The following is a 20,376-nucleotide window of genomic DNA, read 5'->3' as shown; positions in this document are numbered from 1 at the left end:
GGTCCGGCGCGTCGATTCATGACTCGCCGGGCCGGAGTGTTTCGGTCTCCGTTTTCGCATCCCCCTCGGCGGCTGAGGCTCACGAGGTCGGCGTGAAGCTCCGGGCCGCCTCCAACAGCAGTCGCGCACCGAAACCGGTGGCACCCGCGGTGCGCCAGGAGTCGTCCTTCTCGGTCTGCATCGTCCCGGCGATGTCGATGTGCGCCCACGGCGTCTCGCCCACGAAGTGCTGCAGGAAAAGCGCCGCCGTCGTGGCTCCGGCGAAGGGACCACCGAGGTTCGCGATGTCGGCGATGTCCGAGTCGAGCTGCTTGCGATACTTCTGCTCGAGCGGCAGCTGCCACACGGGCTCGTCGGCGAGCGCCGCGGCCTCACGCACCCGGTCGACCATCGTCTGGTCGTTGCCGAAGACCGGCGCGGTCGCGGAGCCGAGAGAGACCAATGCGGCACCGGTGAGTGTGGCGATGTCGACGATCGCGTCCACCCCGTCCTCGGTCGCGAGCACGAGGGCATCGCTCATCACGAGACGCCCTTCGGCATCGGTGTTCTTCACCTCGATCGTGGTGCCGCCGCGCGCCGTGAGCACGTCACCGAGTTTGTACGCGGTACCGGACGGCATGTTGTCGGTGCACATCAGCCAGCCCGAGACCTTGGTCGAGACTCCGGCGTCGCGCAGCCCGACGAAGGCACCGAGCACGGCCGCAGCACCGCCCATGTCCATCTTCATGAGCAGATGCATCGGGTCGCTGGGCTTGAGGCTGATGCCACCCGAGTCGTACATGATGCCCTTGCCCACCAGGCCGAGGTGGCCGGAGCCGCCACCTTCGGGCGTGTAGACGAGCTTGATCATGCGCGGCTCCTCCACGGATCCCTGATTGACGCCGAGCAGACCCCCGCAGCCGAGATCGATGAGCGCCTGCTTGTCGAACAGCTCGACCTCGAATCCGAAACGCGCTCCGAGTTCCACCGCGATCTCGCCCATGTTCACCGCCGTCAGGTGACCGGGCGGGGTGTTCGCCAGATCACGGGCCACGACACCAGCGCGGGCAGCCGTGCGTGCGACCTCGAGTGGCCCGCCGTCCGCGCCCGGCACATCCACGGTGAAGGCGGCGAGCGGGACGTGCTTCGACGACGCGTTCAGCACCGTGTACCGGTAGCGCGCGAGGAGTGCCCCTTCGGCGAGCGCTCGCACAGCCTCGCCTGCCTCCACCCCCGCGAGGTCGCCGATCCGCAGCCCCAGGGTCGCCCGACGGGGGACGGCGCGAGCGAGAGCAGCCGCTGCATCGCGAAGGCCACGCGGCCCGACATCCGCCCGATCGCCCAGACCGACGGCGACGAGATCCGGCTGACCCGCGCGCGGCAGCACCAGAGAGGTCCCCGGCTCGGCAGTGAACCCCGCATCCTCCAGGCCGGCGCGGTCGAACCCGAGCTCACCCGGAACGTCCCCGTCGGTGTACACCCCGACTCCGATCGCCTCGACGTCGGAGGCGATCTCACCGACCCGGAGATCCACGGTGTCCACGGCATCCAGCCCGGGCGTGGTCTTCAGATCGGCGGGGATCAGCTTGTTGGGTCTGCGGTCCATGGGGTCTGCTCCTTCTGTGCGGTTGTTCGGATACGTCGTCCGCCGGCGATGTCGGTCAGCCGGCGATGTCGACCGGTGAGCCCGGGCCCCAGGGGATGCCGAGGAGGAACCAGACCACGTACAGCGCCGTCCAGGAGAGCAGCATCCACACCGCATACGGGATCATCAGGGCGATGATGGTGCCGATACCCGCTTCCTTCTTGTAACGCTGCGCCACGGTGACCATGAACGGCAGGTAGACCATCAGCGGCGTGAGCACGTTCACGGGCGAGTCCCCCACCCGGTAGGCGGCGAGGAGCGTCTGCGGTGCCACGTCGAGCGACGCGAAGATCGGGATGAACACCGGCGCGAAGATCACCCACTTGGGCACGAGCCCCGGGAGGATGAAGTCCAGGATCACGATCACGACGATGAACGCGAGCAGCAGGACGATGGCGGGGACACTCGCCTGCTCCAGCAGCTCGGCGGCCGAGACCGCGGCGACGGTCGGGAGATTGGTCCAGTTGAACAGCGCGATGAACTGGGCGATCATCAGGAACATCACCAGCAGACCGCCCAGACTCGCGAACGTCTTGGCGATCGCACGGACGGTGGCCGTTCCGCCTCGCAGCGTCCTCGCCCCCGCGCCGTAGGCGACGCCGCACACCAGGAAGGCGAGGGAGATGAGGAACACCAGGCTGGCCATGAAGGGCGTCGTGCCGATGATCGCGCCGGTCTCCGGGTCACGCAGCGGTGCGCCGGGTGGCAGGGTCAGCGCGAGGACCAGGGCGACGAACCCCAGCAGCGCCCAGAACGAGAACTTCAGCCCGCGGGCCTCGGCATCGTGGTCGACGCCTTCGGCCTCATCCGCGATCGTCATGTCTCTGCGGTCGTAGGAGCCCAGACGTTTCTCGGTGACGAACACCGTCACCAGGAGCGCCACCGTGGCGAGCAGGAAGGTCGACACGATCCCGAAGTAGAAGTTCTGCGTCACCTCGATCGGCTGCATCCCGGCGCTGACGAGCACCTCATTGGTGATCTCGGTGAGCATGCTGTCGCTGGGCGTGATCAGGAGATTCGCCCCGAAGGCCGCGCCGACACCGGCGAATGCGCCGGCGAGGCCGGCCAGCGGATGCCGCCCGACGGTGAGGAAGGCTGCGGCGGCGAGCGGCACGAGGATCAGGTAGCCGGCATCCGTCGCCACCGACGACAGCACACCGACGAAGATCAGGATGAACGCGAGCCAACGGCGCGGGGCCACTTTCACGACGCGACGGATCATCGCGCCCATCAACCCCGCGTGCTCTGCCACACCGACGCCCGCCATCGCGATGAGCACGACGGCGACCACACCGAAGCCCGCGAAGTTGTCGACGAAGGAGGAGAAGAAGAAGCGGATGCCGTCGATCGAGAGCAGGTTGCGCACCTCGAAGGTGCGCTCCTCGATCGTGTAGTCGGGGATCTCGGCGGGCATCCCGGTGGTGGTGTCATAGATCTGCCAGTTGCCACCGAACTGCTCGTTGACCTGGGAGAACTCTTCCTTCGGAACGGGGATCACGACATCGTCGGTGACCGACACCCCGATCCACGCGAGGACCGCGGAGAGCACGGCGATGAGGCCGATCAGGTAGACGAACATGATCGTCGGATCCGGCACCTTGTTGCCGACCTTCTCGATCCAGTTCAGGAACCCTTTGTCCCCGGCATCGGGGGTGCTCGACGACTTCTCCGTAGCCATAGTCCCCATGATCCTGTCGAGCGAGAAGCTCCCACAAGACCACCCCCTAGAACTAGGGGGGTCGCCGCGATGCGAGCGTCGCCCTATCGTGGGGCCGTGGACCCGATCATCGCGACGTTCGTCATCCTGCTCTGCGCAGTGATCGCGTTCGTCTCGAATCGCATCCCGCTCGGCGTCGTGGCCGTCGGGGTCTCGGTCGCCCTCTACCTGACCGGGGTGCTCGATCTGACCTCCGCCCTCGCCGGGTTCGGCGATCCGACCGTGCTCTTCATCGCCTCCCTGTTCGTGGTGAGCGAGGCTCTGGAGTCGACGGGCATCATCGCCTGGGCCGGACAGGAGGTCGTGGCCCGCTCCGGAACCGGCCGCGCGCGCCTGCTCCTCACGATCGGGCTGCTGGCCGCCGCGATGACCGCGGTGATCAGCGTGAACGGATCGGTGGCCGCGCTCCTGCCCCTGGTCGTGGTCGTCGCGGCGCGCGCCGGGATCCGCCCGTCTCAGATGCTGATGCCGCTCGCGTTCTCCGCGCACGCCGGCTCGATGCTCGCTCTCACCGGCACACCGGTCAACATCATCGTGTCCGAGGTCGCCGCCGACAGCGGTGCCCGCCCGTTCGGGTTCTTTGAGTTCGCCCTCGCCGGGCTTCCGCTTCTGGTGGGGACACTGGCCATCATCCTGCTGCTCGGCAACCGGCTGCTGCCCGAACGGACCCCGGCGTCGGCACCGATCGACCTCGAACGCCTCGCCTCGACGTTGCGATCCGACTACGCGATCTCGCCCGACCGCGCCTTGGTCTCGGCGTCGCGAGGGGTCGCCGAGGTCGTGGTGCCGCCGCGTTCCGTGTTGATCGGCCTGCATGTCTTCCCCGGTATGTGCACGCCGTCGGGCGATCTCGTCGTGCTCGGAGTGCGACGAGGGCAGGAGGCGCTCGACGAGTCGGGCACCGACCTGCAGGCGGGAGATGCGCTGCTCCTCGACGGGTCCTGGGACGACCTGCACCGGCACACCTCGAAGCGCGACGAAGTTCTGGTCGTCGATGCGCCGCTCACCCTGCGCCGCTCGGTCCCGCTCGGAGTCGGTGCCAAGCGTACGGCCGTGATCCTGCTCGCGATGATCGTCTTGCTCGCGACCGGCATCGTGCCCGCCGCGATCGCGGGGCTCCTCGCAGCCGGTGCCCTGATCCTGACGAGGGTGGTGTCGATCACCCGGGCGTACCGGGCGATCTCCTGGACGACGGTCATCCTGGTCGCCGGCATGATCCCGCTCTCAACCGCGTTCCAGGAGACCGGCGCCGCGCAGCTCATCGCCGACGGCCTGCGCTCGTTCCTGGGCACGGCCGGCCCGCATGCCGCCGTCGCGGTGATCGTGCTCATCACGCTGGTGCTCGGGCAGCTCATCAGCAACACCGCGACCGTGCTCATCGTGGCCCCGGTGGCGGTCGCTCTCGCCGCCGCGATGGAGGCGTCGGTGCTGCCGTTCCTGATGGCCCTCACGATCGCGGGTGCGGCCTCGTTCCTCACCCCGGTCGCGACGCCGGCGAACCTGATGGTGATGGAACCCGGCGGCTACCGCTTCGGGGACTACGCGCGCTTCGGCTGGCCCCTGATGATCCTGTTCTTCGGCGTCGCCGTCTTCTACGTCCCCCTGATCTGGCCGTTCACGGGCTGACCGCCTCCCGCCGGGATCAGCTGGGCTGCAGGACCAGTCCGTCCTCCACCGCGCGACGGAAGAGGTCGACCTTCGTCGGCGCCGCCCGGTCGACCGCGGCGTACTTCGCGCGGATGCGACGGATGTGATCGAGCACGGTCTCCCGCGACAGGAACAGGGCCTGTGCGACCTGCTCGGCGGTCTGCCCGGAGGCGTACAGCGACAGCACCTCGGACTCACGGGGGCTGAGATGCGCAGCGACGAACCGGCGGTCCGCATCGAGCGCTGCCGCCCATTCGGTCGTCGCCACGACCTGCCCCTGAGCAGCGCGTCGCACCGACGCGGTGATGACCTCGAGCGAGTCCGACTTGGCGATCATCCCCGAGGCACCCGCACGCACCGCCTCGCGGAGCCGTTGCGACTCGTCCCCCGAGGTGTACGCGAGGATGCTCGCCGCGAGGCACTGGAGCGTCCGGATGTTCTCCGCCGGGGTCGAACCATCGGAGAGGGCGAGGTCGAGCAGGACCACATCGAGCCTCCGTGCACGGCGCGCGACCTCGTTCGCGGTCGCACCGCTGGCTGCGACACGGATGCCGCCGCTGCGGTTGAGGATGGTCACGATCCCGAACAGCATCGCGGGATGATCTTCAACGATTCCGACGAGGACGGGCATGTGGGACTCCTGCCGTGGGCGCTCCCTTGCGATGAGCATACAACTGCGCATCGGTGCACCGGGGGCGATACTCCGGACGCACGAGACCCGTCCGCGCGGATGGTGCCGCGGACGGGTCTCGGTGTCGTTACGAGAGTCGGGTCAGCTCAGACCGGAGTACGCGTGCAGGCCCTTGAAGAACACATTCACGATCGTGAAGTTGAAGATCACGGCGGAGAAGCCCACGATCGCCAGCCACGCCGAAGGGTTGCCGCGCCAGCCGCGGGTCGCACGGGCGTGGATGTAGCCGGCATAGAGGACCCAGATCACGAACGTCCAGGTCTCCTTCACGTCGAAGCCCCAGAAACGGCTCCAGGCGTAGTAGGCCCAGATCGACCCGGCGATGAGGGTGAACGTCCAGAGGATGAAGCCGATGATCGTGAACATGTACGCCAGGCTCTCCAGGCGTACCGCGTTGGGGAAGGTCCGGAGGAAGCCGGGACCGGTCTTCGTGGCACCTTCGCCGACGAGTCTCTCACGACGCGACTGCATGAGCTGGATCACCGAGAGCGCGAACGCGAGGGCGAAGAAGGCCGTCGCGAGGGAGGCCACGAACACGTGGATGACGAGCCACACGCTCTTCAGCGGGTCCATCAACGGAGAGACATCGACGTAGAAGTTCGTCGCCCCCAGGCCGAGCAGCACGACGACGAGTCCTGTGATGAAAGTGCCGAGGAACCGCAGGTCGATGCGGGTGAGCACCACGAGGTACACCGCGATGATGAGCAACGTGCCCATCATCGCGAATTCGTACAGGTTCGCCCACGGCACGCGCCCCGCCGCGATGCCGCGGGTGACGGTGGCGGCGAGCTGGAAGAGGAATCCGAGCACCGTCAGCGAGGTGCCGATCCGCGCCATCACGAATCGCTGCGGGGCGGCGACCGCACCGGAGGCCTCGCCGGATGCCGGGACGCTCCCCCCAGAGGCTCCGACGAGCACCTGCTCGCGGACGGTGAGCGCGTCGGCCGTCGCCTGCGAGCGCCGCGCGAGATCGAAGGCGTAGGCCACGAAGGCCGCCGCGTAGATCGCGATCGCCGTCCAAAGCAGGACCGGCGAGATCACGTTGAGCTCGAGCATGGTGTCAGTCTACTTTCCGGGTTTCAGGCGCCGGGGTCTCCGGCTCGGCGGACTCGTCCGCGGTGTCATCGATCGGGGAGCGCGCCGTGGTTCCTCCGGCCGCGTCGAGCAGTCGGGTGTGCCCTGCGACGAGGTCGTCCACGGCGGCAGCGAGAGTCGGGTCCTCGCCACGGGCGAGTGCGGCGTACTCCAGAGCGATCTCGCCGTCGCGTGCCGTGGCCTTGACCCACACGCGTCGACGAGGCACGAACAGGGCGATCATGAGACCGCCGAGGGCGAGCAGCGCGAAGCCGAGGACCCAGACGCCGGACTCATCACGGTGGATCTGCAGCGAGGCGAAGCGCTTCACCGACTGCGAGGCGTCCGTCGCACCTGCGGGAGAGTCGTCCTCGAAGGTGACCGAACCGAGGCCGTTCGGCAGCTGCGCGGTCTGTCCGGGGGTGAGTTCGATCGACTCGACGTCCGTGGTGCGGCCGGTGAGCTTGGTCATCCCCGTGGTGTCGAGCACGTAGACCGAGCGCGGCACGCCCTCGTTGATGCCCAAGTCGCCGGTGTACACGTCGAGCGTCAGCGTCGGGTTGGTGAGGTCGCCGTACGCGGAGAAGAACGCACCGGTGTCGAGCACGCCCGTCGTCGGATAGAAGAACCCGACCAGGCCGACCTGCTCGGCGAGTCCGTCCGGCACCTTGAGAACTCCGAGGGAGGTCATGCTGGTGTCCTGCGGGAGGAAGGGCGTGCTGCCCGTGAAGACGACCTTGCCCTCGGGATCACGCACGGTCACGGTCGGCGCGTAGCCGTTGCCGAGCAGGAACACGTCGTCGTCGGCGACCGCGAGCGGCTCGTTCACCTTGACCGCGCCGGTGCGCTCCTCACCGTTCTCCTGCACGGTCACGTTCGCCGAGAAGTCGCCCGCCTGCCCGGAACCCGGCTCGCCGAACGGCTGATACGTCACGTCGAACGAGTCGAGGCGCATCGAGTACGGAGCGAACGCATCGTCGCCCACGAACCGACCGCGGTTCATCGAGTCGTAGTCGAGGAGCGTGTTCGCGAAAGTCTCGCCCTCGACGAGCACGCGCTGACCTGTGTACGAGAACCCGCCGCCGATGCCGACCGTGACGAGCACGCCCACGAGCGCGAGGTGGAATAGGAGGTTGCCGGTCTCACGCCAGTATCCGCGCTCCGCGGAGACCGAGAACGTGCGGCCCCGGTCGTAGCGTTCGACCCGATAGCCGAGTGCCTTGAGCTGTTTCGTCGCGACCTCGATCGATGCGGCGGCCTCGGCATCGGCATCACCGGTCTTCGTCCCGGAGTCCGCAGAGGGGTCTCGCGTCACCGCACGGTAGTCCTCGAGCCGCTGCAGCCGTGCGGGAGTGCGCGGCGGACGTGCGCGCAGCGCCTTCGCGTGGTGCTTGATGCGCGGGATCACACAGCCGACGAGCGAAGCGAACAGCAGCAGGTAGATCGCCGAGAACCATGGCGACAGGTACACGTCGAACATCTTGAGTCCGTCGAGCACCGGGAACAGGTCGGGGTTGTCGCGCTCCCACTGCGTGACGCCGTTCGGGTCGGCCATCCGCTGCGGGAAGATCGAGCCGGGGATCGCCGCGATCGCGAGCACGAGCAGCAGGATGAGAGCCGTGCGCATCGAGGTCAGCTGCCGCCACCCCCACCGCAGCCAACCCACGAACCCGAGCCGCGGCTGGGTGATCGTGTCGTCGCCGTCGACGTGGTCGGACGGGCGGAGCGGGTCGCTGGAGTCGCTGTTCACGGCACCCTTGTTCTCGGTCATGGTGTTCTCTGTGCGGGGGTTCTTCTCGGGGCTGGTGGATTTCGCGGCGCGATCAGAGCGGGAGGATGACACTGCCGATCACCGCCATCAGCCGGGACATGATCTCGGTCCACAGGCCGGTGGCCATCAGGACGCCGAGGACGATCAGCATCACTCCGCCGATGACGTTCACCGTGCGGATGTGACGACGGAGGAAGCCGACTGCCTTCGTCGCCCACCCGAACCCGAGCGCGACGAGGAGGAACGGGATGCCGAGTCCGAGCGAGTAGGCGAGGCCCAGGAAGCCCGCACGCACCGGATCTCCGGCATTGAAGGAGAGGGCGATGATGGCGGCGAGCGTCGGCCCCATGCACGGGGCCCAGCCGATGCCGAGGGCGATACCGAGCAGCGGGGCTCCGACGATGCCGGCCCGCGAGTCGACATGGAAGCGGAACTCCTTCTGCGCGAACCCGAACAGGCCCAGGAAAACCAATCCCATCCCGATGATGACCACGCCCAGGATGCGGGTGATCAGGTCACCCCACTGCAGGAGGAAGACACCGACCGTTCCACCGAGCACCGTGTAGGCGATGAAGACGATCGTGAAGCCGAGGATGAACAGCAGCACGCCCATCACGAGACGACCGCGGGTCGCCGTCGCCTGGGTCGTCGTCTGCGCCTCCGCACCGGCGATCGTGGAAGACCGGGGCGCGACCGCACCGCCCAGGAACCCGAGGTAACCGGGGACCAGCGGGAGGACGCACGGGGACAGGAACGAGACGAGTCCCGCGAGCATCGCGACCGGAATCGCGAGCCAGAGGGCTCCGGAGCCGATGATCGCGTCGGGGTTCACAACGCTCCCGAGGTACTCACGAGTCCTCCGCGAGCGCGTCCTTGACCAGCGTGGAGAGGATCGACGGGCCGTCGATCGGACCGATGATCTTGGCGGCGACACGACCCTGCCTGTCGAGGACGAGTGTGGTGGGTGTGGCCGCGATCGGCACGACCTTGGCGAACGCCAACTTGGCCTCAGCGGTGTCGACGTCGATCAGACTCGGGTAGGTGATGCCGTACTCCTCGGCGAACGCGACGGCGGTGTCGGCCTGATCGCGGGTGTTGATGCCCACGAACGACACATCCTCGTCGGCGAACTTCTGCCACACGGCCTCCAGGTCGGCGGCTTCGAGGCGGCACGGCGCGCAGCCGGCGTACCAGAAGTTGACCACCGTGACCTGTCCGGCGACGTCTGCGCTGTCGAACTTCTCGCCGGTCTCGGTGACACCGCCGAACGTCACGGGTTCGCCACGGTCGGCGGCGGGGATCTCCACGATCGCGCCGTCGGCCGCGACATAGCCGGTGTTCTCGCCGTTCAGGAAGGATTCACTCACCGGATCGGGAGCACACGCGCTCAGACCGATGGCGAGCACCGCAGCGAGCGCGGCACCGACCGCACGACGCGAGCGCCGGGTGCGGGAGGAGCGGCCGCTGCGGATCGGACGGACCGTCGAATCGCTTGGCACGACTCCGAGTTTACGCAGAGCTTCCTATGCGCGAGATGGAAACGGAGGCGTCTGACGAAGCCTCAGAACCGCGCCAGGACGTCGTCCACACCGGCTCGGAAACGAGGGCACGTGGCGATGTCGTGCGCGCGACACCCCATCGCGTGCTCGGTCATCTCCCGCGATCGGCGCATCTCCTCCATGCGCCGGTCGATGTCGTCCAGGTGCTGCTGCAGCACCTGGTGCCTTCCGGCGCTCCCGTCGTCGAGCAGCACCGCGATCTGCTCGAGGCTCATCCCCGCGGCCTTGCTGCGCTGGATCACGGCGATCCGCACGACCTCGTCCTCGCCATATCGTCGCCGCCCGGCGGAGTCGCGGGGAGGGGTGAGCAGCCCGACCGACTCCCAGTGCCGCAACACATTCGTCGGCAGATCGAACCGGGTGGCGACGTCGCCCACGGACCAGGGATGCTCGGCGCTTGACTTCATGTTGACATGAAGTCACAGACTGTGCGGGAAAGCAACCTCCACGGAAGGATTCCCATGTACGACGCCATCGTGATCGGCGCAGGCCCGGCAGGGCTGCAAGCCGCCCTGACCCTCGGCCGGATGCACCGCTCGGCACTGCTGCTGGACTCGGGCGAGTACCGCAACGGCACCGTGCTGCACATGCACAACATCATCGGTGCAGACGGCACTCCCCCTGCCGAGTTCCGAGCGAAGGCCCGAGACGAGCTCTCGGCCTACGCCGACGTGGAGATCCGCGAGGGTGCCGCCACCGGGATCTCCGGATCCGAGGATGCGTTCACCGTGACGCTCGCCGACGGATCGACCGTCGAGGGGCGACGGGTCATCCTGGCCACCGGCGTCGCCGACGATCTGCCCGTCGTCCCCGGGTTGCAGGACCTGTGGGGCACCCTCGCGTTCAGCTGCCCCTTCTGCGACGGTCACGAGCATGCGGGCAGGTCGATCGGCATCGTGGGTGCCGCCCCTCGCGCCGGCCATCTGATCGGGCTGCTCGGGCGCATCGTCGAGGACATCACGGTGTTCCCGATCGCCGAGGCGTTCACGGACGAGGAACGGACCTCCCTCGAGGCGGAGGGAGTGCGGATCAGCGCTGCTCCGGTGGCATCCGTCGAGAGGCACGACGACGGGGTACGGATCATCGCCGGTTCCGAGGAGTCCGTCGTGGCCGGCGTCTTCGTGGCGTCCGGCACGATGCGGCAGCGGGCACCCTTCGCCGCAGATCTCGGCGTGCGGATGCTCGAGTCCGGTGCGATCGAGATCGATGAATTCGGCCGCACCTCGCTCCCCGGGGTCTTCGCCGCGGGCGACCTCGCGCACCGCGCCTCGCTCCCCGGCCCGATGGCGTCGGTCCTGCTGGCGGCCGGCGCCGGTCAGCTCGCAGCCGTCGGCATCATCCAGTCACTTCTGGCTGCCGAGCACTGACCTCGGCTTTCGAATCGCGCAACTGGCCGCATCCGTCGCCGAAAGGGAGCCGGTTGCGCGATTCGAACGGGGGTCAGACGGCTCCGACATCCACGGCGCCGCCGGTCGCGGCCGGCTCGGCGTAGGCGACTTCGCGCCAGACATCACCGACGCGTTCGAACGAGGTGACGCTCGACAGGGCGCAGCGTCGGGTGCGCGGGTCATGACGCAGGGGCAGACCCGCGACGCGGAGGTGCGTGATCCAGATCGGCGCCTGATGGGACACCATCACGACGTCTCCGTCGGCCGCCTCATCCCAGGCTTCATCCATGACGCCGAGCATCCGCTCCGCGATGGAGGAATACGGTTCGCCCCAGCTCGGCAGCGCGGGTTGGCGCAGGTGCCACCAGTTCAGCGGGTTCATGAGGGAACGACGCATCTGCGTGCCCTCGAAGACGTTGGTCGGCTCGATGAGGCGGATGTCGATCTCCGGCACGAGATCGAAGCCCTCGGCGAACGGCTCGGCGGACTCCTGCGCACGCTCCAACGGTGAGGAGTACAGCGCGGAGACCGGCCGACCCGACTCCGCCACGTGCTCGGCAGCGGCCGCCGCCATCCCCCGGCCCGCCGTGCTCAGGTGGTAATCGGGCAGCCGCCCGTAGAGCACGCGGGCCGGATTGTGCACCTCGCCGTGTCGGACGAGGTGCAACCGGGACGCCGTCATGTCACGCCTTGCTGTAGCGCGAATCCCCGAAGCCGAGGATCAGGTACCCGATGTACGGGAAGAGGACCAGCAGGAAGAACGAGAAGACTCCGCCCTTGTCGAAGCGTGCGCCGAGCTTGAACGCCACGATGATCGCGAGGACCAGGTTCACGATCGGGATCAGGTAGAGCAGCGCGAACCACCCGGACATGCCGGCGATCTTCACCAGGAAGACGAGGTTCACGATCGGGATGATCGCGAGGATCCCGGGGTATCCGGCCTTCGTGAACACCTTCCAGAGTCCGACGGCGACGAGGATGTAGAAGACGAGCGCGATCAGCCCCGTGGTGCCGGAGAAGATCGATGCGTAGAGATCGGAGATGCCGTTGTTGTCCACGGTGCTCCCTTTCTGTGTAAGAGCTGTGTCGTGGCGATCCTACTGATCCGACGGCTCCGGCGCCGCTGACGGGGCCGGAGACGGGCCGACCACCCCCGTAGAATGGGCGCGTTCCCCATTTCCCAGATCAGAAGGAATACTCCGTGCTTCGCACCCACTCGGCAGGCTCTCTGCGAGCCGAGCACATCGGTCAGACCGTCACCCTCACGGGTTGGGTCGATCGCCGTCGTGACCACGGAGGAGTCGCTTTCATCGATCTGCGGGATGCCTCGGGCATCGCCCAGGTCGTCATCCGCGACGAGGAGATCGCGCACCCGCTGCGCAACGAGTTCGTCCTGAAGGTCACCGGGGAGGTGTCGCTGCGCCCCGAGGGCAACGCGAACCCGAACCTGCCGACCGGGGAGATCGAGCTCATCGCGACCGATGTCGAGGTGCTCAACGAGTCCGCTGCGCTGCCCTTCCAGGTGTCGACGGCGCTCGCCGACACCGAGACGGTCGGAGAAGAGGCGCGCCTCAAGTACCGCTACCTCGACCTGCGTCGTCCCGGACAGGCCGCCAACCTGCGCCTGCGTTCCGACGTCTACAAGGCGATCCGCGATGTGCTGCACGCCGAGGACTTCACCGAGGTCGAGACGCCGACCCTCACGCGTTCGACGCCCGAAGGTGCCCGCGACTTCCTGGTGCCCGCGCGACTGAGCCCCGGCAGCTGGTACGCCCTGCCGCAGTCGCCGCAGCTGTTCAAGCAGCTGCTGATGGTCGGCGGTGTCGAGAAGTACTTCCAGATCGCACGCTGCTACCGCGACGAGGACTTCCGCGCCGACCGCCAGCCCGAGTTCACGCAGCTCGACATCGAGATGAGCTTCGTCGACCAGGAAGACGTCATCGCCCTGATGGAGTCGCTCATCGTCGCGATGTGGGCCACGATCGGCGTCGAGGTCGCGACCCCGCTGCCGCGCATGACGTACGCCGATGCCATGGCGAAGTACGGTTCCGACAAGCCCGACCTGCGCTTCGGCCTCGAACTCGTCGACGCGACCGAGTACTTCGCGGACACCCCGTTCCGCGTCTTCCAGGCCGAGTACGTCGGCGCCGTGCGGATGCCCGGCGGCGCGAGCCAGCCGCGCAAGCAGCTCGACGCGTGGCAGGACTGGGCGAAGCAGCGTGGAGCCCGTGGTCTCGCGTACGTGTTGTTCAACGAGGACGGGACGCTCGGCGGCCCCGCGGCGAAGAACCTGTCCGAGTCGGAACAGGCCGGACTCGCAGAGCTCGTGGGTGCGGAGACCGGCGACTGCGTGTTCTTCGCCGCCGGTTCCACCAAGGAGAGCCGCGCCCTGCTCGGTGCCGCACGCGTCGAGATCGGTCGTCGCCTCGGCTACCTGAGCCCGGACGAGTTCGCCTTCACCTGGGTCGTCGACGCCCCGATGTTCGAGCCCGCTGCAGATGCCGTGGCCTCGGGCGACGTCGCTGTGGGCGCCGGAGCATGGACCGCCGTGCACCACGCGTTCACGGGCCCGAAGCCGGAGTTCGAGGACACCTTCGACACCGACCCCGGTTCTGCTCTCGCCTACGCCTACGACATCGTGTGCAACGGATCCGAGCTCGGCGGCGGGTCGATCCGCATCCACCGCGAAGACGTGCAGAAGCGCGTGTTCGAGGTCATGGGCATCAGCGACGAGCAGGCTGACGAGCAGTTCGGCTTCCTGCTCGACGCGTTCAAGTTCGGCGCCCCGCCGCACGGCGGAATCGCGCTCGGCATGGACCGCGTGCTGCAACACCTCACCAAGACCGAGTCGATCCGCGAAGTCATCGCGTTCCCGAAGTCCGGCAACGGCTTCGACCCGCTGACCGCCGCACCGGCACCGATCACCGCGGCGCAGCGCGCCGAGGCCGGCGTCGACTTCGAGCCGGAGGACGACGAAGCCTGACCCCGCCGTCACCGAGGCGCGCGCCCGGGTCGCACGAGATCTTCGGATTCGTGCGACCCGGGCGCTTTTTCGTTGCTCAGCCGAGGAGCGCGAGCGCGGGCACGATGTTCTCGTTCCACACGTCGACACCGAGCTTCGCGATCAGGGCGACCACGACCGCCAGGAACACCACGCGGATGAAGGTGGTGCCGCGGGAGATGGCCATGCGCGAGCCCAGGTAGCTGCCGGCGACGTTCGCCACGGCGAGGATGCCGCCCAGCAACCACAGCACCGCGCCGTGCGGGATGAACAGCATCAGGGCACCCGCGTTCGTGGCCAGGTTCACGATCTTCGCCTTGGCGCTCGCCTGCAGGAAGTCGTAGCCGAGCAGCGCGACGAGAGTGATCACGAGGAAGGTACCGGTGCCGGGACCGATCATCCCGTCGTAGAAGCCGATCCCGAGGCCGGCGGCACCCGCCATGATGTGATGCTTGTGCCCGTGGAAACGCAGCTGGGTCGCCGCGCCCATCTGGGGACGGAATGCGGTGAACAGCGCCACCACGAGCAGGGCGATCACGATGATGGGCTTGAACGCGGCGGGCGGAAGCACGGTCGCCACGGCCGCGCCACCGAACGAGCCGACGAAGGCGATCGCCGCCATGGGCAGGGCCGTGCGTATGTCGGGCTTCGCGCGGCGGTAGTAGGTGACGCTACTGGTCGCGGTGCCGAAGACCGAGGCGAGCTTGTTCGTCGCGAGGGCCTGCACCGGCGAGATGCCGGGGATCAGCAGGAGCGCGGGGAGCTGCAGCAGACCTCCCCCACCGACGACCGCGTCGATCCAGCCGGCGCAGAAAGCGGCGATGACGACGAGCAGCAGTATGCCCCACGTGAGTTGCTCCAGTCCGAGCACAGCGCCGATATCCACCTGGCCATGATTCCAGAGAGTCGGCGGTGCTCCGGCATCCGGCCGGGCGCTGGCAGACTGGTGGCATGCTCGATGCCCTCCCGCTGCCGCACTCGTTCGATTCGCGCAGGGGCACCGCGCTCCTGCGCCGGGCGACCGTGGACGACACGGATGCCGTGATCGCTCTCCTCGCCGACGATCCGATCAGCGCCGCGCGCGGCGACGTGGCTTCCGACGAGGACCGTCCCGCGTACACACGGGGGCTCGTCGAGATCCTGACCGAGCCGTCGAACGACCTCCTCGTGGTCGAGCTGGACGGCGACGTCGTCGGCACGCTGCAGCTCACCTCGATCCCGGGGATGGCGCGTCGGGGCGCGCGGCGACTGCTCGTCGAGGCAGTGCGCGTGCGGAGCAGTCTGCGCTCGTCGGGCATCGGCTCCACCGTGATGCGCTGGGTGGGAGAGGTCGCTGCCCCCGCCCTGGGCGCGACGATGGTGCAGCTCACCTCCGATGCCGCCCGTACCGACGCGCACCGCTTCTACGAGCGACTGGGCTACGTCGGCTCGCACCGCGGCTTCAAGTACAGCGTCCCGCAGGTCTGAGGCCCGCGGCCCTGTTCGGCCACCGTCTCGCCACCGTCCGTTCACCCGCACCGCGACGGTCGGCAACCTGCGCCTCATAGTGTCCTCTCGCAACCCGAACCCGGCTCACAGCGCCGGACACCGAGAGGACACTCATGGCCCGCATCACCCGCCGCGCGCGCATCGGCGCCGGCATCGCCCTGGCCACCACGGCCGCACTCGCACTCACCGCCTGCTCCGGCGCAGCGGACGCGACCGGTGGAGGCAGCTCCGATGTCGACGCCGCCACCGCGACCTCGGTCACCGACTTCGGCACCTTCGCCGACCTCGAAGCCGCAGCCAAGGCCGAGGGCTCCCTCAACGTCATCGCCCTTCCGCGCGACTGGGCGAACTACGGCGAGATCCTCGATCTGTTCGCCGAGAAGTACCCGGAGATCACGATCAACGAGACCTCGCCCGACGTCTCCAGCGCCGAGGAGATCCAGGCCGCGGAGACCAACAAGGGTCTCGACACCGCCCCGGACGTGTTCGACCTCGGACTGACCGTCGCGCTCCAGAACACCGACGCGTTCGCGCCGTACAAGGTGCAGACCTGGGACGACATCCCCGAGGAGCTGAAGGAGCCCAGCGGCCTCTTCGTCGGCGACTACGGCGGGTACATGTCGATCGGCTACGACTCGTCGAAGTTCGATGCTCCCGCCGAGCTCTCCGACCTGCTCTCGTCCGACTACAAGGGTGCTGTGGCGATCAACGGCGACCCGACGCAGGCCGGTGCCGCCTTCGCCGCCGTGGGCCTGGCGACCGTGCAGTCCGACGGCACGCTCGACGACTTCCAGCCGGGCATCGACTTCTTCTCCGAGCTCCAGCAGGCGGGCAACCTGCTCAAGGTCGACGTCACCACTGCGACCATCGTGAGCGGCGAGACCCCGGTCGTGTTCGACTGGGACTACCTGAACGCCTCGCACTCGGCCGACAATGAGGACTGGAAGGTCGTCGTGCTCGACGGCACGGGCTACGCCGGGTACTACAACCAGGCCATCAACGTCGACGCCCCGCACCCCGCTGCAGCCCGTCTGTGGCAGGAGTTCCTCTACAGCGACGAGGTCCAGAACCTGTGGCTGAAGGGCGGCGCCCGTCCGGTGCGCATGGAGGCCATGACCGACGCGGGCACGATCGACGCCGACCTCGCTGCTGCGCTCCCCGAGGCGCCGGAGACGACCGTGGTCCCGACCGAGGAGCAGTCCACGAACGCCGGCACGCTTCTCGGCGAGAAGTGGGCCGCGGCGGTCCAGTGACGACCCTCACCGCAACGGGGGCGGATGCCACGGCATCCGCCCCCGCTCCCACCGCCGGGTTCTCGCCCCACGCGAGGGCCCGGCGGTCCGCTCCGTCCTTCGCCTGGCTCGGGCTCATCCCCTTCGCCGCCTACGTCGTGCTGTTCCTCGCCGTTCCCACCGTGCTCGCGGTCGGTTCCGGCTTCTTCACGAAGGACGGCGCGTTCACCTGGTCGAACATCGCGGCCCTCGCCGACCCCGTCGTGTTGAACACGTTCGCGAACTCCGCTGGGCTCTCGCTTCTCACCGCCCTGGTCGGCGCCGTCGTCGGTGCGCTCGTCTGCTACGCGCTGCTCGGCATGGATCCCGAGAGCCGCAGCCGTTCCGCCGTGGATGCCGCGGCCGGAGTGCTCGCCCAGTTCGGTGGCGTCATGCTGGCCTTCGCCTTCATCGCGACCATCGGCATCCAGGGCGTCGTCACCGTCTTCCTGAGGGACTCGCTCGGCATCGACATCTTCGCGAACGGCACCTGGCTCTACGAGCTGCCGGGTCTGATCCTCCCCTACTTCTTCTTCCAGATCCCCTTGATGGTCATCACCTTCATGCCCGCCCTCGCTGCCCTCAAGCCACAGTGGGCGGAGGCGAACCTCACCCTCGGCGGCACCCGTGCGAGCTTCTGGATGCGCGTCGGCCTCCCCGTGCTCGCACCCTCGTTCCTCGCCAGCCTGCTGCTGCTGTTCGCGAACGCGTTCTCGTCCTATGCCACGGCCGCCGCCCTCGCGAGCCAGGGGGCGCAGATCGTGCCGCTCCAGATCCGTACCGCTCTCACGAGCGAGACCGTGCTCGGGCGGGAGAACCTCGCCGGTGCCCTCGCGCTCGGCATGATCGTGGTGGTCGGCATCGTGATGGGCCTGTACTCCTTCGTGCAGCGACGCGCGGCGAGGTGGCAGTCGTGAACCGGCTCGGTCCGTCCCGCACCACCCGCTGGGCCATCGGCATCGTCGTCGGTGTGTTCTTCGCCGTCCCGCTGGTGTCGACGTTCCTCTTCACGCTGCGCGATCCCGAGGGCGGTCTGTCGTTCGCTCGCTGGATCGCGCTGTTCGATCCCGCGGCCGCCGCCACCCTCAAGCCGATCTGGACGGGACTCGGCAACTCACTGATCCTCGCCGTCGTCACCGTGGCCATCGTGCTGCTCCTGCTGGCACCGACCATGATCCTGGTGAACCTGCGCTTCCCGAGACTCCGGCCGGCGTTCGAGTTCGCGGTGCTCCTCCCGATCTCGATTCCCGCGATCGTGCTGGTCGTCGGTCTCGCGCCGATCTACCTGCATATCGGACGCACGCTCGGCACCGGCACGTGGACGCTGGCCTTCGCCTACGGCATCACCGTGCTGCCGTTCGCCTTCCGCTCGATCCAGGCTTCGATCGATGCCGCCGACCTGCGCACACTCGCCGAGGCCGCACGCTCGCTCGGAGCGAGTTGGCCGGTCGTCGTGCTCAAGGTGCTCGCTCCGAACCTCCGCCAGGGGCTCCTGGCGGCTTCGCTGATCTCGATCGCCGTGGTGCTCGGCGAGTTCACGATCGCCTCCCTCCTCAACCGCCAGGTGTTCCAGACCGCGATGGTCGTGGTGAACAAACAGGATCCGTACGCGCCGGCCATCTTCACCCTGCTCGCGCTGGCGTTCGTGTTCCTCCTGCTCCTCCTGATCGGCCGTGTCGCCCGCGGCCCACGAAAGGCCCGCTCATGACCGTCGACCATGCCCTGCCCCGCACCAAGGACAACCTGCTGCTCGCCCGTGCCGGGGAGGGCACGCGCGTCGAGCTCCAGGGGATCGTGAAGAGCTACGCCGGCACGCGGGTCCTGCACGGTGTGGACCTCGACATCGCACCCGGGGAGTTCGTCTCCCTGCTCGGCCCCTCGGGGTGCGGCAAGACGACGCTGCTCCGAGTGCTCGCAGGCCTCGAAGGAGCCGACGCCGGCGCCGTGCTGCTCGGCGGTGGGGACGTGTCACGCATACCGACGAACAAGCGCGACATCGGCATGGTCTTCCAGTCGTACTCGCTCTTCCCCCACCTGCGGGTCGCCGACAACACCGCCTTCGGACTGCGGCGACGGGGCATCGGCAGGGCGGAGGCGGAGAAGCGCTCCCTCGACGCGCTCGCGCTGGTCGGTTTGCGTGACTTGGCCGACAGGTTCCCGCATCAGCTCTCGGGCGGTCAGCAGCAACGGGTGGCCCTCGCGCGAGCGCTGGTGACCGAGCCCAAGGTGCTGCTGCTCGATGAGCCGCTCTCCGCGCTCGACGCGAAGGTGCGGGTGCAGCTGCGCGACGAGATCCGCCGCATCCAGTTGCGCCTCGGGATCACGACCGTCTTCGTCACGCACGACCAGGAGGAGGCGCTCGCCGTCTCCGACCGGATCGCGGTGATGAACGCCGGACGGATCGAACAGATCGGTTCGCCGGAGCAGCTGTACACGCTGCCTTCCACGGCGGGGGTCGCGGCCTTCGTGGGACTCTCGAGCGTCGTCTCGGGCGTGGCGGAGGGCGACCATGTGCTGGTGTGGGGACAGCGCCTCCCCCTACAGGCGCCGGCGGATGGCCCGGTCGATGTCTATCTTCGGCCGGAGAACGTGTACTTCGTGTCGGAGGCGGACTCCTCGACCGACGCCCTGGTCGAGGAGAGCACCTTCCTGGGAAGCATGCGCCGCACCCTGGTCCGCACCGAGTCGGGCGAGCTCGTGCGCGTGCAGCACGCCCCCGGGATCCATCCTTCGTTCGGCGACCGCGTGCGTATCGCGGTCGCTCCCGAACCCGTCGCCGTGCACCCGCGCGGCTGACCACGCGCTCTTCCCCGGATCCGCGTCGACCGCTAGCGTGAGGCGCGAGGGGGCGGGGTGCCCTCATCCGAGAGAGAAAGGACTCCTCATGGCAGGCAAGTTCGAGCTGTACGCCGACAAGTCCGGCGAGCACCGCTTCCGCCTCAAGGCCGGCAACGGCGAGGTCATCGCGATCAGCGAGGGCTACTCATCGAAGTCCGCTGCCCTGAACGGCATCGAGTCCGTCCGGCGGAACGCCCCCGACGCCGAGGTCGTCGAAGTCGACTGACCTCGCGTCCGACTGACCTCGCGGTCAGCTGAGCTCGCGGTCAGCTGAGTTCGCGTCCGACTGAGCTCGACGCCTCCGTTC

At 68.3% G+C, this 20,376-nt stretch carries 20 protein-coding genes; 9 read left to right on the top strand and 11 right to left on the bottom strand.

Features of this window, described 5'->3' with window-relative positions; genetic code table 11:
- Nucleotides 1-79: 79 nt before the first annotated feature.
- Together E0W80_RS06460 and E0W80_RS06455 are read right to left on the bottom strand one after the other, a co-directional pair.
- Nucleotides 80-1,585 (bottom strand): leucyl aminopeptidase, encoded by a 1,506-nt coding sequence (locus E0W80_RS06460; protein ID WP_131491778.1) that lies wholly within the window; start codon nucleotides 1,583-1,585, stop codon nucleotides 80-82.
- A gap of 55 nt (nucleotides 1,586-1,640) precedes the next feature.
- Complete coding sequence (locus tag E0W80_RS06455; RefSeq protein WP_131491777.1) at nucleotides 1,641-3,302, bottom strand: AbgT family transporter; 1,662 nt, start codon at nucleotides 3,300-3,302, stop codon at nucleotides 1,641-1,643.
- 96 nt (nucleotides 3,303-3,398) lie between these two features.
- Here E0W80_RS06455 and E0W80_RS06450 point away from each other — a divergent pair, with 96 nt between their 5' ends.
- The gene (locus tag E0W80_RS06450; RefSeq protein ID WP_131491776.1) at nucleotides 3,399-4,967 is read left to right on the top strand and encodes an SLC13 family permease; all 1,569 of its coding nucleotides are present in this window, start codon (nucleotides 3,399-3,401) and stop codon (nucleotides 4,965-4,967) included.
- A gap of 16 nt (nucleotides 4,968-4,983) precedes the next feature.
- On the opposite strand, the gene E0W80_RS06445 is transcribed toward E0W80_RS06450, so the two are convergent.
- The 6 genes from E0W80_RS06445 to E0W80_RS06420 form a co-directional block, all read right to left on the bottom strand.
- On the bottom strand, nucleotides 4,984-5,619 hold the full coding sequence (locus E0W80_RS06445) for a response regulator transcription factor (RefSeq protein WP_165875410.1): 636 nt from the start codon (nucleotides 5,617-5,619) through the stop codon (nucleotides 4,984-4,986).
- Between the two features lie 141 nt (nucleotides 5,620-5,760).
- Nucleotides 5,761-6,735, bottom strand: a complete 975-nt coding sequence (gene ccsB / locus E0W80_RS06440) for a c-type cytochrome biogenesis protein CcsB (RefSeq protein ID WP_131491774.1) — start codon at nucleotides 6,733-6,735, stop codon at nucleotides 5,761-5,763.
- Nucleotides 6,736-6,739: 4 nt separating this feature from the next.
- A complete protein-coding gene (locus tag E0W80_RS06435; RefSeq protein ID WP_227991992.1) occupies nucleotides 6,740-8,524 on the bottom strand; it encodes a cytochrome c biogenesis protein ResB in 1,785 nt (594 codons plus the stop codon).
- 52 nt (nucleotides 8,525-8,576) lie between these two features.
- On the bottom strand, nucleotides 8,577-9,356 hold the full coding sequence (locus E0W80_RS06430) for a cytochrome c biogenesis protein CcdA (RefSeq protein ID WP_131491772.1): 780 nt from the start codon (nucleotides 9,354-9,356) through the stop codon (nucleotides 8,577-8,579).
- A 16-nt stretch (nucleotides 9,357-9,372) separates the two neighbouring features.
- Nucleotides 9,373-10,023, bottom strand: coding sequence for a TlpA disulfide reductase family protein (locus E0W80_RS06425; RefSeq protein WP_131491771.1), 651 nt, complete (start codon nucleotides 10,021-10,023; stop codon nucleotides 9,373-9,375).
- A gap of 62 nt (nucleotides 10,024-10,085) precedes the next feature.
- Nucleotides 10,086-10,490, bottom strand: a complete 405-nt coding sequence (locus E0W80_RS06420) for a MerR family transcriptional regulator (protein ID WP_047520711.1) — start codon at nucleotides 10,488-10,490, stop codon at nucleotides 10,086-10,088.
- Nucleotides 10,491-10,544: 54 nt separating this feature from the next.
- Here E0W80_RS06420 and E0W80_RS06415 point away from each other — a divergent pair, with 54 nt between their 5' ends.
- Nucleotides 10,545-11,450: an NAD(P)/FAD-dependent oxidoreductase gene (locus E0W80_RS06415; RefSeq protein WP_131491770.1), complete on the top strand. Its 906-nt coding sequence runs from the start codon at nucleotides 10,545-10,547 to the stop codon at nucleotides 11,448-11,450.
- 73 nt (nucleotides 11,451-11,523) lie between these two features.
- On the opposite strand, the gene E0W80_RS06410 is transcribed toward E0W80_RS06415, so the two are convergent.
- Together E0W80_RS06410 and E0W80_RS06405 are read right to left on the bottom strand one after the other, a co-directional pair.
- Complete coding sequence (locus E0W80_RS06410; RefSeq protein WP_047520707.1) at nucleotides 11,524-12,153, bottom strand: histidine phosphatase family protein; 630 nt, start codon at nucleotides 12,151-12,153, stop codon at nucleotides 11,524-11,526.
- Between the two features lies 1 nt (nucleotide 12,154).
- Nucleotides 12,155-12,529: a DUF5684 domain-containing protein gene (locus E0W80_RS06405; protein ID WP_131491769.1), complete on the bottom strand. Its 375-nt coding sequence runs from the start codon at nucleotides 12,527-12,529 to the stop codon at nucleotides 12,155-12,157.
- A gap of 143 nt (nucleotides 12,530-12,672) precedes the next feature.
- Between E0W80_RS06405 and aspS the strand changes: the two genes are divergently transcribed.
- On the top strand, nucleotides 12,673-14,454 hold the full coding sequence (aspS, locus tag E0W80_RS06400; protein ID WP_131491768.1) for an aspartate--tRNA ligase: 1,782 nt from the start codon (nucleotides 12,673-12,675) through the stop codon (nucleotides 14,452-14,454).
- 76 nt (nucleotides 14,455-14,530) lie between these two features.
- Here aspS and E0W80_RS06395 read toward each other — a convergent pair whose 3' ends face one another.
- Nucleotides 14,531-15,358, bottom strand: coding sequence for a TSUP family transporter (locus E0W80_RS06395; RefSeq protein ID WP_131491767.1), 828 nt, complete (start codon nucleotides 15,356-15,358; stop codon nucleotides 14,531-14,533).
- Between the two features lie 65 nt (nucleotides 15,359-15,423).
- On the opposite strand from E0W80_RS06395, the gene E0W80_RS06390 reads away from it, so the two are divergent.
- The 6 genes from E0W80_RS06390 to E0W80_RS06365 all read left to right on the top strand — a co-directional run bounded on the left by E0W80_RS06390 (nucleotide 15,424) and on the right by E0W80_RS06365 (nucleotide 20,295).
- Nucleotides 15,424-15,939 (top strand): GNAT family N-acetyltransferase, encoded by a 516-nt coding sequence (locus E0W80_RS06390; RefSeq protein ID WP_131491766.1) that lies wholly within the window; start codon nucleotides 15,424-15,426, stop codon nucleotides 15,937-15,939.
- Between the two features lie 134 nt (nucleotides 15,940-16,073).
- A complete protein-coding gene (locus tag E0W80_RS06385; RefSeq protein ID WP_131491765.1) occupies nucleotides 16,074-17,213 on the top strand; it encodes an ABC transporter substrate-binding protein in 1,140 nt (379 codons plus the stop codon).
- Nucleotides 17,210-18,148: an ABC transporter permease subunit gene (locus E0W80_RS06380; RefSeq protein ID WP_165875409.1), complete on the top strand. Its 939-nt coding sequence runs from the start codon at nucleotides 17,210-17,212 to the stop codon at nucleotides 18,146-18,148. Before E0W80_RS06385 ends, E0W80_RS06380 begins: the two co-directional genes overlap by 4 nt.
- The gene (locus tag E0W80_RS06375; protein WP_131491763.1) at nucleotides 18,145-18,939 is read left to right on the top strand and encodes an ABC transporter permease subunit; all 795 of its coding nucleotides are present in this window, start codon (nucleotides 18,145-18,147) and stop codon (nucleotides 18,937-18,939) included. The genes E0W80_RS06380 and E0W80_RS06375 overlap by 4 nt, the downstream gene beginning before the upstream one ends.
- The gene (locus E0W80_RS06370; protein WP_131491762.1) at nucleotides 18,936-20,027 is read left to right on the top strand and encodes an ABC transporter ATP-binding protein; all 1,092 of its coding nucleotides are present in this window, start codon (nucleotides 18,936-18,938) and stop codon (nucleotides 20,025-20,027) included. Before E0W80_RS06375 ends, E0W80_RS06370 begins: the two co-directional genes overlap by 4 nt.
- Nucleotides 20,028-20,115: 88 nt before the next feature.
- Nucleotides 20,116-20,295, top strand: a complete 180-nt coding sequence (locus tag E0W80_RS06365; RefSeq protein WP_131491761.1) for a YegP family protein — start codon at nucleotides 20,116-20,118, stop codon at nucleotides 20,293-20,295.
- Nucleotides 20,296-20,376 lie beyond the last annotated feature (81 nt).

The sequence above is a fragment of the Microbacterium sp. PI-1 genome (assembly GCF_004337555.1).
GTDB lineage: Bacteria > Actinomycetota > Actinomycetes > Actinomycetales > Microbacteriaceae > Microbacterium > Microbacterium aurugineum.
Note: the sequence above shows the minus strand (reverse complement) of the source record. Positions and strands in the feature narration are given on the sequence as shown.